The organism is Comamonas sp. FUJ_7, assembly GCF_057369555.1.
Window position 1 is genome coordinate 1 of sequence record NZ_JBXXZI010000003.1, and the last position, 14,375, is coordinate 14,375.

Consider the following 14,375-nt stretch of genomic DNA (forward strand, 5'->3'; position numbering starts at 1 on the left):
CTGGAGGCGAAGAATCATTTGCCTTCCTCGTCCAGCAAGGCTTGCAGCTTTTTTCTGGCACGCAGCTCCAGCATCGCTTCGCCATAGGCTTCTTGCAGCTGCCTCAGTTGGCGCTCGTACTGCTCACGCACATCTTCGGGTTTGGCACGCAAGGCGTTCTCCATGCCCCGCTTGCCTTCGTCGACCCAGTTCTCGATCTCTGAAGGAAGAAGGTCATGGGCTCGACTTGCTTCAGCAACTGTGGTTTTGCCTTGGATGATCTCCAGTACCAAGGCGCTTTTACGCTTGGCGGTCCAGCGTTTGACTTCTTCTTGATCTCTCATCTGTCAGGTCCTTTCTTCAAGTTTAGGACCTGTGCAGGTTTTTACTGGGTCAATACACATGCCATCCACTGCGTCAGCACTCATTTTCTGCAGTTAAACATGCTTGAAAGCATGCATGGCAGATGCGCCACTCATGACGTGGAGCAGATCACCTCAAAGACTCGTATGTAAGAGCATCTAATAACGACATCACCTGCTCAAGCTAATCTAAAACCAAAAAGCCCACCTATGAAATAGGTGGGCTTTGAAATTTTGGCAGGGGAAGAAGGATTCGAACCTTCGCATGCTGGAATCAAAATCCAGTGCCTTAACCAGCTTGGCGACTCCCCTAGAGAAAAAAATTATAGCGCATTTTTTTTGACCATTCTGGAGAGTTCCACATTTCTTCCCCCCGCCCCACGCGAAATGGTCTGCGCTCCTGTGGCTGCACAACACATTCTGAGCGCAGCTTTATCACGCCCCTTCTCCCGAAGAGCGTCCAACCAAGACAGTGAGTGTGGCTGCAATGACAAATGCCATAGCACTCTGAAGACATGTGATGATTCAGAGTGGCAGCATGCCAAAGCAATCAAGAAAGCAGGCAATGGACAATATCGACGTCTTGGTTCTCAAGGCCTTGGCGACTGGCGGGCAGCCGGGCAACACGCCTTGCTGGCCACGATAGTTCGAACCTGGGGCTCATCGCCGCGCCCCGTGGAATCCATGATGGCCTCGCGCGAGGATGACAGTCTGCAAAAGCTGGTGGCCCAGCTGGAGTCAGGCTCACTGGTCAAGCGCAGCGTTGACTGCAGCAGCGGTGAAGTCACGCTGCAAACCGCCAAGCAGCCCGCTGCGCTGGAGTTCGATGGTCACACACCTCACCAACCATCTCAGCCCCGGCTACCGCATGATGCTGATCGATGCCGGTGCCCTGTCCGAATATCTGGCCACCATGGCCTTGCTCAATGGCTTCACGTTCACCGTCTGCGACCCAGGCGAGGAATGCATGGGCAGATGGTCGGTACACCAGGCCAGCAGAGTCACCGACATGCCGGACGGTGCCGTCACCGCCTTCAAGCCTGATGCGACCAGCTGCTTCGCGCCCTGACCCACGACCCCAAGCTCGACGATCTGGCCTTGCTCGAAGCCCTGCACAGTCCTGCCTTTTATGTCGCCGCCATAGGTTCGCGCCGCAACAACCATGCCAGGCGCGATCGCATGATGGAGCACTTTGGCGAGACCCAGGCTTCGCTGGCCAAGCTGCGCGGCGCCATCGACATGGATATCGGCAGCATGACTCCGGCGCAAATAGCCGTGAGTGTGATGGCCGAAATTCTGGCGGTGAAAAAACGCTGTATCGCTGCCCCAGGCCATGTAGCTCGAAGTGGCCAAACACGCGCATGACAGCGCCATGAACGAGTCCGCCACGCATTGCGCAGTGCCTGAAATCCACCGTCCGGGCAGCGCTGCACGGCTTCACTGAAGCCGCTCCCGCAAGGCGGCTTAACAAGTCGCAACACAAAGAGCAGCCTGCGGGCTGCACTATGCTTTTGGAAGCACTCAAGCGGCGTAACATTGCCGCCTGAATGACGACCGCCAAGAAAAAGAAAACGCCTGCGCGCAAGCGCGGCACTGCCTCCAAAGCTTCAGCCTTCAGCTTCTCCCGCATCAAGCGCTTTGCGCTATCTGCCGGCGCAGCGGCTCTCGCCAGCTTTCAGATTGCCAGCTGCAGCTTCAACCCCAGTGTCTCTGCCGAAAAGCTGATCGGCCAGGCAATCTCAGCCCTGCACATTCCGGCTTTGGACAGCCTGAACCAGACGCTGCAGGCCTTTCGCAAAAACGGCTGGCCTGACTTGCAAGTTCCAAGCTCGCCTTCCATTGCCCACTCGGGCAGCGTGGACGGCAAGGCCGATAGAGCTGACACCAACGCTGCGGCTCAGAGCACACGCTTTGCCAACTGCCCTCAGTTCTTTCCCGGCGGCAAGGCCCCGGCCTTGCAACTGCAGCCCCATGAGCGCGAGCTGTGCTTTTCCGGCTTTGCTGTATTGCATAACGGCAGCACCAAGACCCCGGTTTTTGTCGCCCAGCGGTTGAACCGAAAAATGTTGCAGCAAGCGCAGGGTCTGCAGCGCACCGACAAGTTCTATGCCGATGCCCGGCTGCCGCGTGCCGAGCGTTCCGAGCTGGACGACTACAAGCGCTCAGGCTATTCACGCGGGCACATGGCCCCGGCTGCCGACATGAACACGCCCGAAGCCATGGCCCAGAGCTTCAGCCTGGCGAACATGGTGCCGCAAAACCAGAGTCACAACGCCGGTGCCTGGAGCCAGGTGGAACAGGCCACGCGCAAGTACGCACTGCGCGCCCAGGGTGATGTCTATGTCTTCACAGGCCCGGTATTCACCCAAAACGCATCCACCATCGGTGCTGGCAAGGTGGCCGTGCCTGACTACATCTTCAAGCTTGTCTATGACGCCAGCACGCGCAAGAGCTGGGTGTACTGGCAGGCCAACAGCGCCGACACACGCATGGGCCCGCCCATCAGCTATGAAGAGTTCACCCGCCGCACGGGCATGCCCTTGTTGTCGGCCGTGAACCTGTCGCAGATATAAAGCACCCATAAAAAATGAGCTGACTGCGAAAGCTATTCAATGGTTTCAAGCTTATTTCAGCTTGAATTCAAAGAATAGCCAGTGCTGACAGCTCATATTTCAAGAGCAGTCAGAGCGACTGATTCAAACTTGCTCGCCCGCCAGCTTGCGCACCACCTCAGACAGCAGCTGCGCCTTCTGGCGCGTTCGCTCATTGGCCATACCGGTAAAGCCGCGCTTGGTGGAAGTGTGGTGCAGCGTATGGCCGACTTGCTTGCGGTACAGCGCACGCGCACGGTCACGCATATCACGTGCGCGCTGCAGATGCAGGCGACGCTGGGCTGGACTCAGATTGTCCAAAGCAGCCTCGGACTGCGAAAGATCGTAGAGCTCACGCTCATTGGTGGCGAGAAGTTCATGCGCGGAATGGATCGCACGGCCCATAGTTGGCTCCTGTCATCAATTGAAATGAAAAAGCACTTTGGACGTCAACACATCCAAAGTGCTTCGGTGAGTACAGAGCAGCACTCTAGGGCAGCTTGCCGCCGCAGCCGCCAATACCGCACCTGCGAGAGCGGTATTGGACAGTGACCAGCGGGCTTAGTAGCTTTTAGAGTCTCTAACACGACCCAGCAAACCTAAAGTTTGCGGCTGAGTCGAGGCGTGAAGCCGAAGGCAGTACATAAGTACGACAAGGCGAAACAAAAACGTATCAAAGGCTGTGTTAGCGATTTTTAGAAGGTGATGACCTTGTCGGCCGCCAGCGTCCAGTCTGCCAGCTCGGGCAGCGTGCCAATGCTCACACCGTCAATCAGCGTCAGCTCGGCCAGACCACGGGCCAGTGCGCAGGTGCGGCACAGCTTCACGGTCACGCCCTCTGCCACCAGATGCTCGACCATGGCCTGCAGGCCCGTGCCCGCGCCGTCATGCTGATGGGGCAGGCCAACCACGGTGGCATCGGACATCAAAAAGACTTTCACCTCCGGCTTGTCGTCATGCCCGCGCAAGGCCGTAGCCACGCGCAAAGCCGACAGACAACGCTCGCTGCCATAAGGAGCGGCGTGAACGATCAAAACGATTTTTTGTGTCATGGCGAATTTCTCAAACAGTGATTCAGGGCAATGATTCTGGGCACAGCGCCTAAAACCGCCACACCCCAACAAAGAGACAGCAAGCAAGAGCCGCCCCGCAGCGAGGCCGTCGTCCCCCTCCGCGAAGCATAGAGGGGGAAGCGGCAAAGCCGCTCAGGGGGTGTCACTTCCGAATCAAGTATCGAATCGTCGGGCCGTCCTGCTGAATCTCCAGCACTTCATAGCCGTGGTTCTTGGCGTCCAGCGGAATATTGTTGATGGACTGCGGGCAATCCGACACCACCTCCAGAATCTGGCCCGGCTGCAGGTTGGGCATGGCTTCCAGTGTGGCGACTGCGGGGTATGGGCAAGGCTCGCCCAGCATGTCGAGGCGAAAATCGGGAACGTATTGGGTTTCACTCATGATGGAGTCCTTGAGGTTTAGGCCATGCGCGCTGCAACTGCAGCCAGACGGGCTTTTTTGGCGAAGAAATGCTTTTCCCACCACAGCACCAGAGCCAGGGAGATGCCCAGCATCACATAGGTCAGCAGCAGGCCGCCCTGGGGGCCCAGCTCCTTGAGCAGGTTGACCTTGTCGTAACTGGTGGCCAGCGCGGGGGCGATGTCATCCCAGACCAGGGCCAGCATTGTGGAGCCGATCACATTGCCCAGACCCACCCACCAGTAATGCACCTGGCCTTCGACGGCGCGGTACATCCAGCCGGTTTCGCAGCCACCGGCCAGCACAATGCCAAAGCCGAACAGCAGGCCGCCAATGACGGCATTGGGGCCGGCCCAGAAAATCTTGGGGTCCATGCCCAGTTGCACATAGCTGTAGATGCCAATCGTGCCCACGGCCATGCCGGCAATGATGGCCTTGGCCATCTGCGTGCGACCGGTGATCCACAGGTCGCGGAAAGCTGAGGTAAAGCAGACCTGGGCGCGCTCGATGATCAGTCCGAAAGCCAGACCGAACAGAATCGCCATGCCCAGCTTGGGCGCTTCAGCGGCCTTGCAGATGCCCCAGGCCACGCAGGTCAGAAACAGTGCCATGCCAATGCGAAAGCGGCGCTTGGCCTGGGCCTCGCGCTGCTCCAGCGGCTTGGGGGCCGTCACCTTTTGCAGCTTCACGGGAATGCGGAAGATGGGCAGCAGGCTGACCTTGGCACCTGCCAGCGAGCCAATGGCCGTGGCAATGGCAAAGAACCAGGCGTGCAGCGAGAACTGGGGAATGCCGGTGAAGAAAGCGGCCAGATTGCAACCCATAGCCAGACGCGCACCAAAGCCGGCGATGATGCCGCCGATGATGGCCTGAACCACACGAATGCGGTGGTTGGGCATGCGCAGCTTGACGTTATTGGCCCAGAGCGCAGCCGAGAAACAGCCGACAAACATGCCGATGATCATCAGCCCGTCAATGCGCGTCAGCGGCGTGCCCTCCAGGCCGATGACCTTGAAGTAGCCCCAGTTGCTGAGGTCCACGCCCGCGAACTGCAGCATATGCCCGCCCCAGCGGGTGAACTCCCCGGTCACGGCCCAGAAGGTGCCGGTGATGCCGAAGTAATACGCGGATAGTACGCCCGCCGCAATGACTGCGGGTACGGGCGACCAGAAGCGCACCAGATATAGGTGCTTGAAGTCTTGCCAGCTCATGCCTTGCTTTCCTGCCACGCCTGTATGCGTGGACGTTTTTCCAGTCGCACCAGCAAAAAAGACGCAAAAACCATTGGCTTTTGCGTCTTCGACAAACTGATGGATGGCTACAAAAGGTGCCCTCTCAGGGGCGGCCAGCGCAAAGAAAATTTCTCTGACACTGGCACAGGCTGGCGATTATCCGCCTGCGGCCTCAGGCCTGCAGACAGTGCCGGCGCTTACCTTACTGGGCTGCTGTGTCACCCACAGCTGGAGCAACAGGTGCAGCAACAGGTGCAGCAGGAGCGGCAGGCTCAGTTGGTGCAGTCACCGCTGTGGCGGCAGGTGCACGCTGCCAGCTGGCGGGCAGCACACTGTCCAGCCAGTGCATGCGCCAGGCCAGCAGCACGGCGGCCACCACCAGCGCCAGCACGCACAAGGTGTTGCGCAGACCATGGCTGTCCGCATAGGGATCAGCCAGGCTGCGCTTGGCGTTCAGCGGCACTTTGGCCGTCTGCGACAGGCTTTTACCCAGAAGCAGATTGATCTTCATGCGGCCATTGATGGCCCAGCCACTGGCATCCAGAATCGGTCCCAGGCTGCGCTGGCGCAGCTTGAGCCAGGCAATCATCATGCTGGGGCCAGAGATGGCCAAAATGATGCCCAGAATGGCCATGGGAATCCACGGACCCAGCTCGATGAACTTGCCAAAGATGCCCACCAGCACGGCGCTGATCGAGCCCAGAGCCACACCAATGGCGGCCACCGTTCCCACATCGGTCTTGCGCGGTGCAGCAGCGGGGGCCAGTTCCTTGGGTTCGGTCGTCAGCTTGGCGGCGCTATCACCCAGGTTGGTGTTGACCAGATCGTTCTTAGCTGCAGCGTGCTTGACCACCTGCTCCTCGATCATGCGCAGGAACTTCTTGTAAGGCGAGAAGAAGGCCTGGCCAATGCTGGTTGGGTTGTCGATGAGCTTGACGATGGTCGCATCCCAGTCATTGCCCGCGCGGTCGTAGAACACGCCGTTGCGGCCCACGAACAAGAAGTCCACATCACCGGCGGTGAAGGCCGCCACAATCGTTTTCTTCTCTGCACCGCGCCTGCATTCGCAGTAGGCCAGATAGGTTTTGGCCATGGCCGCCAGCGCCGAGTGGGCAGCGGCATCGGCCACCTCCACAGTCAGATCGCAGCTGCGTCCATCGAGGAACAGCGTACCGGCCTGGAAGGCTGCACCCTCACGGCGGTAGAAGCTGGAGAAGGACACAAAGTTGTTCAGCAGCGGCAGCAGATCGCGCTGCAGACGAATCAGCTTCTCCAGCGCCATGGCCTGCTCGGCATGCTCTTTCTCGGCCTCATCCTGATCGAGCAGTTGCGCTAGCGCCTGCTGCATGCCGCTGCCCTGCAGCTGCAGCACTTCGGCTTCGCTAATGGCCCCCAGCGGCGTGGCGGGGCAAGCCGCCAGCCACTGCTGGCAGTTGGCCAGCATGGTCTTGAGCTGCTCCCATTGCTCTTCAGTGATCTCGACCAGCGCTTCACCGAACACCGGCTGTACGGCCTGCTCGCGCAGCGTCTGCAAAGCAGCTGCCCAGGCGGGGTTCACACCCTGCACCAGCGGCAGGCAACGCTCACCGGTCACGCTGGCCAGTGGCAAAGCGGCCAAAGACTCCGATGCATTGCTGAGCACCTGGGCGCCCAAAGCCGCATACCCTTCGGCCGTGGGGTTGAGCGGTGCACGCGCATTGCCGTCGAACTCCACCAGTCGCGTGCGCGCAAAAAAGTCATCAATCTTGGCCTGGACTGCATTCACCGCTTCGGCTGCAGCCAGCGCCAATGCGCGCGGCTGCAAATGGCAGCCCAGCTCGGCGGCCTGGGAAAACCAGTTTTGCAGGCTTTGCACATCCGCCCAGAAGGCATCGGCCTTGCTGCGGTCAATGCCCGGCACGCAATCGCTGCCGTCCACGGCACCATACAGCTCCTGGATGCGTGCGATCAGCGCCGCCAGCGCCTCATTGCCCTCTGCAGTGGCTGCGCTGACCACACCATCACCGTTGAAGCGCAAGGCCTGCAGCGATGCCAGACGCTGCTGCATCTGCTCCAGCGTGATGGCCTGGGCATCGGGCTGGCCGGCCAAGACCAGCACGCGGCGGGCTTCGGCCAACAGTTGCGCGCCTTCGGGCGTCGCGTCGTTGATGCTGCTCAGCTGAAGCACATCACCGCCATCGGCCAGCACCTGCGGGTCACGCACACGGGCCACGGCCCACTCGCAGGCCGCCACAAGCTCGGGCGGGCGAATGCGCCCATCCTTGCTCTCGTCAATTAGGTCCAGCGTAGCGCTGTCAAATTCAATGCCTCTTGTGGGGCAGGCCAGCGCCACCCACAGCTTCTGGTCCAACTCTGCAATATGGGCAATGTCCTGACCAGTGCGTATGACCACCTGGTCCACATCGCCGGCACGGAAAAACTGCCACTCATAACTCTGCTGCATGAAACGTCCAAACTTCCAGGCACACTTTGCCCTGTCCATGCGCCCTGCAGCCAAAGGCTGCGCGCGCTCTCTGCTATCAAATCGCTGAGTTTAAAAGTCATTCGAGCCGCAAAAATGGTGACATTTGTGAACTCTTGCTGAGTTTTTCACCGTCCTATTTTTTCAAGCAAAAATAAAGTTACTTTTTAAATACTTTATTTGCTAAACTGACTGCTCTTCTGACCGCCATGAGTTCTGCGCCTTCTCTCCCCCAGACCCGCGACAAGCTGCATCTGCAGCTGGCCCGGCTGTTTCGCAACAAGATCGCCACGGGAGAGTGGCCCGTGGGGCAGAGCATTCCTACCGTCGAAGAACTGGAAGCTCTGCACAGCGTCTCGCGCACCACGGTGCGCATGGCCGTGCACGCACTGGTCAATGAAGGGCTTCTGGAGACGCGCAAGCGCGGCGGCACCAAGGTCATGGGCCTACCCTACAAGCCGCCATCATTTTTGCTACCGGGCAACTGGCAGCAACTGGTCGCTTTTGGTGAGCAGATCGAGCCCATCACGCTGGATACCGTGCACGACTGCATGCCCCCCATTCCTGCTGGCTTTCCACAACCGGGGCAACTAGCCGATGCCTATGTGCATTTTTTACGCACACACGCCTATGACGATGCATGCTTTTGCCTGTCCGAGTTGTATGTAGAGCAAGGCCTGTATCCCGAAATTGAAGCGCAACTCAAAGATGCCACGCTGGCGCAGGCCCTGGGCAGCGCACCATCGCGCATTGCCGCCGCTCGCCAGCACCTGAGCGTGACCCCGGCAGACGAGCTGATTGCCGAGCACCTGGGCGTGCCACTGGGAACCGCCTTGATTCAGGTTCTGCGCTGGGCCTGCAATCCGCAGGGCGTGCTGATTTACTGGGCCAAGATTCGCTATCGCAGCGAATATGTGCATATCGAGATGGACATGCTGCAGTGATGCCCGCTTCAGCGCAGATATACAAAATTCATAGCAGATAGCGCATACCAAATAAGCGCTACAAACCATTTTTACTGATATTGATCCTAGGAGATGAGCATGGCATTGAACGAAACCCACGACCCCGCCCTGCAAAGCTGGGTGGCCAGCGCCAACACCGGCAGCAGCGACTTTCCCATCCAGAACCTGCCTTTTGCCGTGTTCCGCCGCAAAGGCAGCAGCGAGGCTTTTCGCGGCGGCGTGGCCATTGGCGACGAGGTGTTGGACATGGCCGCGGTCAACGCCGCCAAGGCGCTGGGGGCTGACGTTCAAGCCCAGGTGGATGCCGCTGCGCAAAGCCAGCTCAACACACTGATGGCCATGACCAGCGCCCAGTGGTCGGCCCTGCGCCTGGCCCTGTCGCGTGCTCTGCGTGCCGGGGCCGCCGAAGAAGCCGCGCTCAAGGCCTGCCTCGTGCCTCTGGCCGAGGTGGAATTCACCGTGCCCGCACAGGTGGGCGACTACACGGACTTCTACACCTCGGTGCACCACGCCACCAACGTGGGCAAGCTGTTTCGCCCCACGAACCCGCTGATGGAAAACTACAAGTGGGTACCCATCGGCTACCACGGCCGCGCCTCCAGCATCCGCATCTCGGGCGTGGACTTCAAGCGCCCTAATGGTCAGCTCAAGGCCCCTGATGCCGATCCCGCTCTCTTGCCCTGCAACCGCCTGGACTATGAACTGGAGATGGGCATCTACGCCGGCACAGGCAACGCCTGGGGTGACGCGATTGGCATTGATGATGCGGAAAACCACATCTTTGGCCTGTGCCTCTTGAACGACTGGTCGGCACGCGATGTCCAGGCCTGGGAATACCAGCCGCTCGGCCCCTTTCTGTCCAAGAACTTCGCCACCAGCATCTCGCCCTGGATTGTGACGCTGGAAGCGCTTGCCCCCTACCGCACGACATTCACCCGTCCTGCCGAAGACCCGCAGCCTCTGCCCTACCTCAGCTCAGACGCCAACTCGCAGCAGGGCGCTCTGGATGTGCAGCTCACCGTCGCCATCCAGACCGAGAAAATGCGCACCGAAGGCCAGCCCGCCGAGCAGATCACCCAGACCAGCTACCGCCACGCCTACTGGACCATGGCCCAGCTGATCGCGCACCACACCGTCAACGGCTGCGATCTGCAACCCGGTGACCTGCTGGGCACGGGCACGCTGTCCGGCCCCACCATGGGCGAAGCCGGCGCGCTGCTGGAGATCACCGAAGGCGGCAAAAAGCCCCTGAGCCTGAGCAATGGCGAAACCCGCACCTTCTTGCAAGACGGCGACGCCGTGGTCTTTACAGGCTGGTGCGAAAAGCCCGGCGCCGCACGCATTGGCTTTGGCGAATGCCGTGCCACCGTGCTGCCTGCACGCCAGGTCTGAGCCCTTCTCAGCATCACAAAGAACCGGCCTTGTGCCGGTTTTTTTATGGAAATCCAGCCTTCGGCCATTTCGTAACGCCGTGACACAATTGCGGCTATGCCTTCCGCTTCGGACACCCCTATACCTGCGTCCCCCTCCTTTGCCTCCAATCAGCACCACGAGCCGGCTCAGTCGCCATCACGCGGCAGCAGCGCCAGCCCTCTTCCGGCCTCCATTGCGGGAGCATTCGCGGCAGCGGCCTACTCCATGCAGCACAGCCTGCAAAGCGAAAAGCCTGAAGTCGAACATGTCGCAGAAGAAGACACAGGCATGCTGCCCCAGCTCTATGCCAGCCGCCTGAGGCCGCGCTCTCGCAGCTTTTATCTCTTTCAATTCAAGCGCTTTGATGCGCTGGACCGCAGCCTGCCCAGCTGGAATATGGCTGCCGCCTTTTTCACGCTGTCTTGGTGCTGCCTCAATGGCCTGTGGCGCGAAGCGGGGAAATATCTGATTGCGGTCGCAGCCGGCGCGCTGATCTGGTGGTTTGGTATTCGTCCTGCACTGCCACCGGCCATCGCGCTAGGGGTTGCAGCAGCTCTGTGGCTGCTGGCAATGGCCATACCGGGCCTGCTGGGCAACGGCTGGTACTGGCGCAAGATCAAGGCCCAGACGCTGCAGGCAATTACAGAGTCACCCAACATGGCCACCGCCCACGCCGTGCTCCAGGCTCAAGCTCAGACCCCGCACCACAAGACGGCTGCGATGCTGGCACTTGCCCTGCCCATTGCCGCGGCCACCGGAGCCGGGCTGGCCTTGCTACCTGCCACAACCACCCCGGGCGGCTCGTCAACCAGCTCGCAGTCACTTCAAGAAAGCACGGCAGCAGCGCTTGCCACCACGCGTCCGGAAGAAAATGTCGATGCCCCAACGGCTGCCTCTTCACCAGCCCACGCAGATGTCTCCGGCGAGCCATCTCAGCCTGCTCCTCAGCCTTTTTCCGGCAACGCTTCACCTCAGACTGAGGTGCAAAGTGCACCCGCGGGGAGCAAAGATCACGCCCAACCCGAAACCAATGCGGATCTCGTCCCCGGCAAGTTTTATCTGAATGTAGGCGTGTACTCCGATGCAGCCAGTGCCAGCAAAACTCTGGCACAACTAAAGAAGTCCAAGCTGCCAGCGCTGACGCAAACACTGGCCAGCAACAAGGGTGAAGTCATCCGTGTACGCAGCGGCCCGTTCGAGAGCCAGAAGCGTGCTGAAAAAGCCGCGCGAGTGCTGCAGGCCGCACAGATTGAGGCCAGCATCTTTCAAAGCGAAGGTGTCGCCAGCCAACCCTGAATGCAAAGAATTGCGGCCCAAAAAGCATCAAAAAATCAGATCAGCAAGTACTGACAAGCGAATGCAGCTATCAGTTTTTGAATATCGCCGTTGCAGTCGCTTGCATATTGAAGGCGTGGTCTGGCATCCCTGAGGGTCATGCTGGCGCTATGGTGTGAGGCATGAAACATCACTCCCGCCCCCCTCTTCGCCCTTTGCTGGGCATTGCAGCAGCCAGCCTGGCTGTGCTGATGGCAGGCTGCGCCAGCAATGGCCCGACCTCCTCAGGTGATCACACAAGAGCCCCTGCAGCGCGTCAGCTGCAGGTTTGCCATGCAGAGCCGGTACAGATTTATCTGGGTCACAACACCGTGGCCTCAACCCTGGAGATCATTCGGCAGAAGTCCGGCTCGTACTTGCTGCGTGTCATGCGTGAAGGCCAGCCTGCAACCATGGATTACAACCAGGAGCGCCTGAACGTCATCACAAACGACGCAGGCAAGATCACCGCGCTGCGCTGCGGCTAAACGCCAAACGCTGAGCGATCAAAGGAACATTTCCTGCAGATCGCTCAGAAAGTCAAAGCCGCGCTCCGTGGGTACCACGCGACCCAGATCGCGGGTAATCAGGCCCTTGGCCTGTGCTTCATCCAGCCCCTTGGCAATGGCTGACATGGGCAGCCCCGTGCGCTCCATGAACTCCTGCAGGGCAAAGCCGCCGCGCAGGCGCAGGGCGTTGAGCATGTATTCAAAGGGCAGATCGGCGCGCTTGATCTCGTGGTCCTGCGCCAAAGGCGTGCCGGCCAGCGCCATGTCCATATAACGGGCCGGGTCGCGAAAGCGCACCTGGCGCACGATTCGGTGAGCAAAGCTCAGCTTGCTGTGCGCGCCCGCGCCAATGCCCAGATAGTCGCCAAACTGCCAGTAGTTGCTGTTGTGAAAGCACTGATGGCCTTCCTTCGCGTAGGCAGACACTTCATAGCGCTGCATGCCCACCTGCTGGGTACTGGCCGTGATCAGATCCAGCATCTCGTAGGCTGTATCGTCCTCTGGCACCGCGGGCGGATACTTGGCGAAATAGGTGTTGGGCTCGATGGTCAGGTGATAGATGGACAGATGCGGCGGCGCGAACGACAGCGCCGTATCCACGTCGCGCTGCAGATCGGCGATGGACTGGCCCGGCAGCGCATACATCAGGTCGATATTAAAGGTCTCGAAGTTATCGGCCGCCTCGTGCACGGCCGCCTTGGCCTGCGCCGCATCGTGCACGCGGCCCACCGCCTGCAAAAAACGATCATCAAAGCTCTGCACACCGATAGACAGACGGTTCACTCCTGCCGCCCTGAACGCCTTGAAGCGGTCTTTTTCGAAGGTGCCGGGGTTGGCCTCCATGGTGATTTCACAGTCCGGCTCCATGCGCAGACGCGCACGCAGACCGGCAATCAGCTTGTCAATGGACTCCGGGGAGAACAGGCTTGGCGTGCCGCCGCCCATGAAGACGCTGTGCACCGTGCGCCCCCAGATCAGCGGCAGGGCCGACTCCAGATCGGCCATCAGGGCGTCGATATAACGATCCTCTGGCAAGGCCGCATCCTTGCTCCAGCCATGCGAGTTGAAGTCACAGTACGGACATTTCTTCAGGCACCAGGGCAGATGCACATACAGCGACAGCGGCGGCAAGCTGCCCAGCTGCAGCGTGCCCGGACGCATGTAATGCTGAATATCGCGCTGAACTGCGGCTTCAGCAGTCTCTGTTTGAGGCTGGATGGGGATCATGGGAAATATGCTTTTTTAGCGCAAACAAAACCGACGCCGCTAAAGCTAGCACACCCCAACCACGGGACAGCAAGCAAGGGCCGCCGCGCAGCGAGGCTGTCGTCCCTCTTCCGCGAAGCGAGAGAGGGGAAGACGCAAAGTGCTTCAGAGGAAGTGCGGTCAAAACCGCTGGTTATAGCCAGCGGTCTTTGACCATCTCGATCATCTTGCGAGAAGAAATACCACGATGGCTGTGCGCATGCTTCACCTCGGGTGTCATCTCGGCAAAGGTCTGACCGAGTGCAGGAATCAGCAGAACCGGGTCAAAGCCAAAGCCGTTGCTGCCCCGGCGTTCGGTCGTCAGCTGCGCCTGCACACGACCCACGGCGATCAGAGGCTCGGGATCCTTGGGCGAGCGCACGCCCACCAGGGTGCTGACCATGGCGGCACGGCGGTTGTCCACGCCCTGCATCTGCTCGAGCAGCGCACGCACATTGTTGTCGTCACTTTTCTCGTAACCGAACTGCGTGCAGTAGTAAGCCGTATCCACCCCGGGCAGGCCACCGAAGTGATCCACGCACATACCGGCATCGTCGGCGATGGCGGGCAAGCCGGTTTTCTCGGCGGCAAAACGCGCTTTGGAGAGCGCGTTTTCCACAAAGGTGCCATAGGGCTCGGGGGCTTCGCCCTCAAACAAATCACCTTGGCAAATCAGCTCCACGCCCAGAGGAGCAAACATAGCCTGCAACTCGGCCAGCTTGCCGCGGTTGTTGGATGCCAGCACAATTTTCATGATAAAAATCCATGCAAGTGCATGCAGCACCTGCGCATTTAGCTATTGATTCAGTAGTAACTTAGAGCCTATGAGTG

13 protein-coding genes, 1 tRNA gene and 1 pseudogene are annotated in these 14,375 nt (G+C 59.8%); 6 read left to right on the forward strand and 9 right to left on the reverse strand.

The window, feature by feature from the left end; genetic code table 11:
• Window positions 1-14: 14 nt before the first annotated feature.
• Together AC2I9W_RS05395 and AC2I9W_RS05400 are read right to left on the reverse strand one after the other, a co-directional pair.
• Window positions 15-323, reverse strand: a complete 309-nt coding sequence (locus AC2I9W_RS05395) for a transposase (protein ID WP_198462436.1) — start codon at window positions 321-323, stop codon at window positions 15-17.
• 253 nt (window positions 324-576) lie between these two features.
• Window positions 577-653 (reverse strand) — tRNA-Gln (locus AC2I9W_RS05400).
• A gap of 253 nt (window positions 654-906) precedes the next feature.
• On the opposite strand from AC2I9W_RS05400, the pseudogene AC2I9W_RS05405 reads away from it, so the two are divergent.
• A pseudogene (locus tag AC2I9W_RS05405) lies at window positions 907-1,785 on the forward strand (XdhC family protein).
• A gap of 103 nt (window positions 1,786-1,888) precedes the next feature.
• Window positions 1,889-2,914, forward strand: coding sequence for a DNA/RNA non-specific endonuclease (locus AC2I9W_RS05410; RefSeq protein WP_486409003.1), 1,026 nt, complete (start codon window positions 1,889-1,891; stop codon window positions 2,912-2,914).
• Between the two features lie 123 nt (window positions 2,915-3,037).
• Here the strand turns inward: AC2I9W_RS05410 and AC2I9W_RS05415 are convergent, their stop codons facing one another.
• The 5 genes from AC2I9W_RS05415 to AC2I9W_RS05435 all read right to left on the reverse strand — a co-directional run bounded on the left by AC2I9W_RS05415 (window position 3,038) and on the right by AC2I9W_RS05435 (window position 8,080).
• A complete protein-coding gene (locus tag AC2I9W_RS05415) occupies window positions 3,038-3,337 on the reverse strand; it encodes a hypothetical protein (RefSeq protein ID WP_486409004.1) in 300 nt (99 codons plus the stop codon).
• A 290-nt stretch (window positions 3,338-3,627) separates the two neighbouring features.
• Window positions 3,628-3,984 (reverse strand): DsrE/DsrF/TusD sulfur relay family protein, encoded by a 357-nt coding sequence (locus tag AC2I9W_RS05420; RefSeq protein ID WP_486409005.1) that lies wholly within the window; start codon window positions 3,982-3,984, stop codon window positions 3,628-3,630.
• 163 nt (window positions 3,985-4,147) lie between these two features.
• Entirely contained in the window at window positions 4,148-4,387 is a 240-nt protein-coding gene (yedF, locus tag AC2I9W_RS05425; protein ID WP_486409006.1) for a sulfurtransferase-like selenium metabolism protein YedF, read from the reverse strand.
• A gap of 17 nt (window positions 4,388-4,404) precedes the next feature.
• On the reverse strand, window positions 4,405-5,634 hold the full coding sequence (gene yedE, locus AC2I9W_RS05430; RefSeq protein WP_486409007.1) for a selenium metabolism membrane protein YedE/FdhT: 1,230 nt from the start codon (window positions 5,632-5,634) through the stop codon (window positions 4,405-4,407).
• Between the two features lie 205 nt (window positions 5,635-5,839).
• Window positions 5,840-8,080, reverse strand: coding sequence for a hypothetical protein (locus AC2I9W_RS05435; protein ID WP_486409008.1), 2,241 nt, complete (start codon window positions 8,078-8,080; stop codon window positions 5,840-5,842).
• Window positions 8,081-8,307: 227 nt separating this feature from the next.
• Here AC2I9W_RS05435 and AC2I9W_RS05440 point away from each other — a divergent pair, with 227 nt between their 5' ends.
• The 4 genes from AC2I9W_RS05440 to AC2I9W_RS05455 all read left to right on the forward strand — a co-directional run bounded on the left by AC2I9W_RS05440 (window position 8,308) and on the right by AC2I9W_RS05455 (window position 12,278).
• Window positions 8,308-9,042, forward strand: coding sequence for a GntR family transcriptional regulator (locus tag AC2I9W_RS05440; RefSeq protein ID WP_486409009.1), 735 nt, complete (start codon window positions 8,308-8,310; stop codon window positions 9,040-9,042).
• Between the two features lie 99 nt (window positions 9,043-9,141).
• Complete coding sequence (fahA, locus tag AC2I9W_RS05445) at window positions 9,142-10,455, forward strand: fumarylacetoacetase (RefSeq protein WP_486409010.1); 1,314 nt, start codon at window positions 9,142-9,144, stop codon at window positions 10,453-10,455.
• A gap of 96 nt (window positions 10,456-10,551) precedes the next feature.
• Entirely contained in the window at window positions 10,552-11,772 is a 1,221-nt protein-coding gene (locus AC2I9W_RS05450; protein WP_486409011.1) for an SPOR domain-containing protein, read from the forward strand.
• A gap of 161 nt (window positions 11,773-11,933) precedes the next feature.
• Window positions 11,934-12,278, forward strand: a complete 345-nt coding sequence (locus AC2I9W_RS05455) for an I78 family peptidase inhibitor (RefSeq protein WP_486409012.1) — start codon at window positions 11,934-11,936, stop codon at window positions 12,276-12,278.
• A gap of 18 nt (window positions 12,279-12,296) precedes the next feature.
• On the opposite strand, the gene hemW is transcribed toward AC2I9W_RS05455, so the two are convergent.
• Window positions 12,297-13,526 carry a radical SAM family heme chaperone HemW gene (gene hemW / locus AC2I9W_RS05460; RefSeq protein WP_486409013.1) on the reverse strand — a complete coding sequence of 410 codons (1,230 nt, stop codon included), beginning with the start codon at window positions 13,524-13,526 and terminating at the stop codon, window positions 12,297-12,299.
• A 172-nt stretch (window positions 13,527-13,698) separates the two neighbouring features.
• Window positions 13,699-14,298, reverse strand: a complete 600-nt coding sequence (locus AC2I9W_RS05465) for a non-canonical purine NTP pyrophosphatase (protein ID WP_486409014.1) — start codon at window positions 14,296-14,298, stop codon at window positions 13,699-13,701.
• Window positions 14,299-14,375 lie beyond the last annotated feature (77 nt).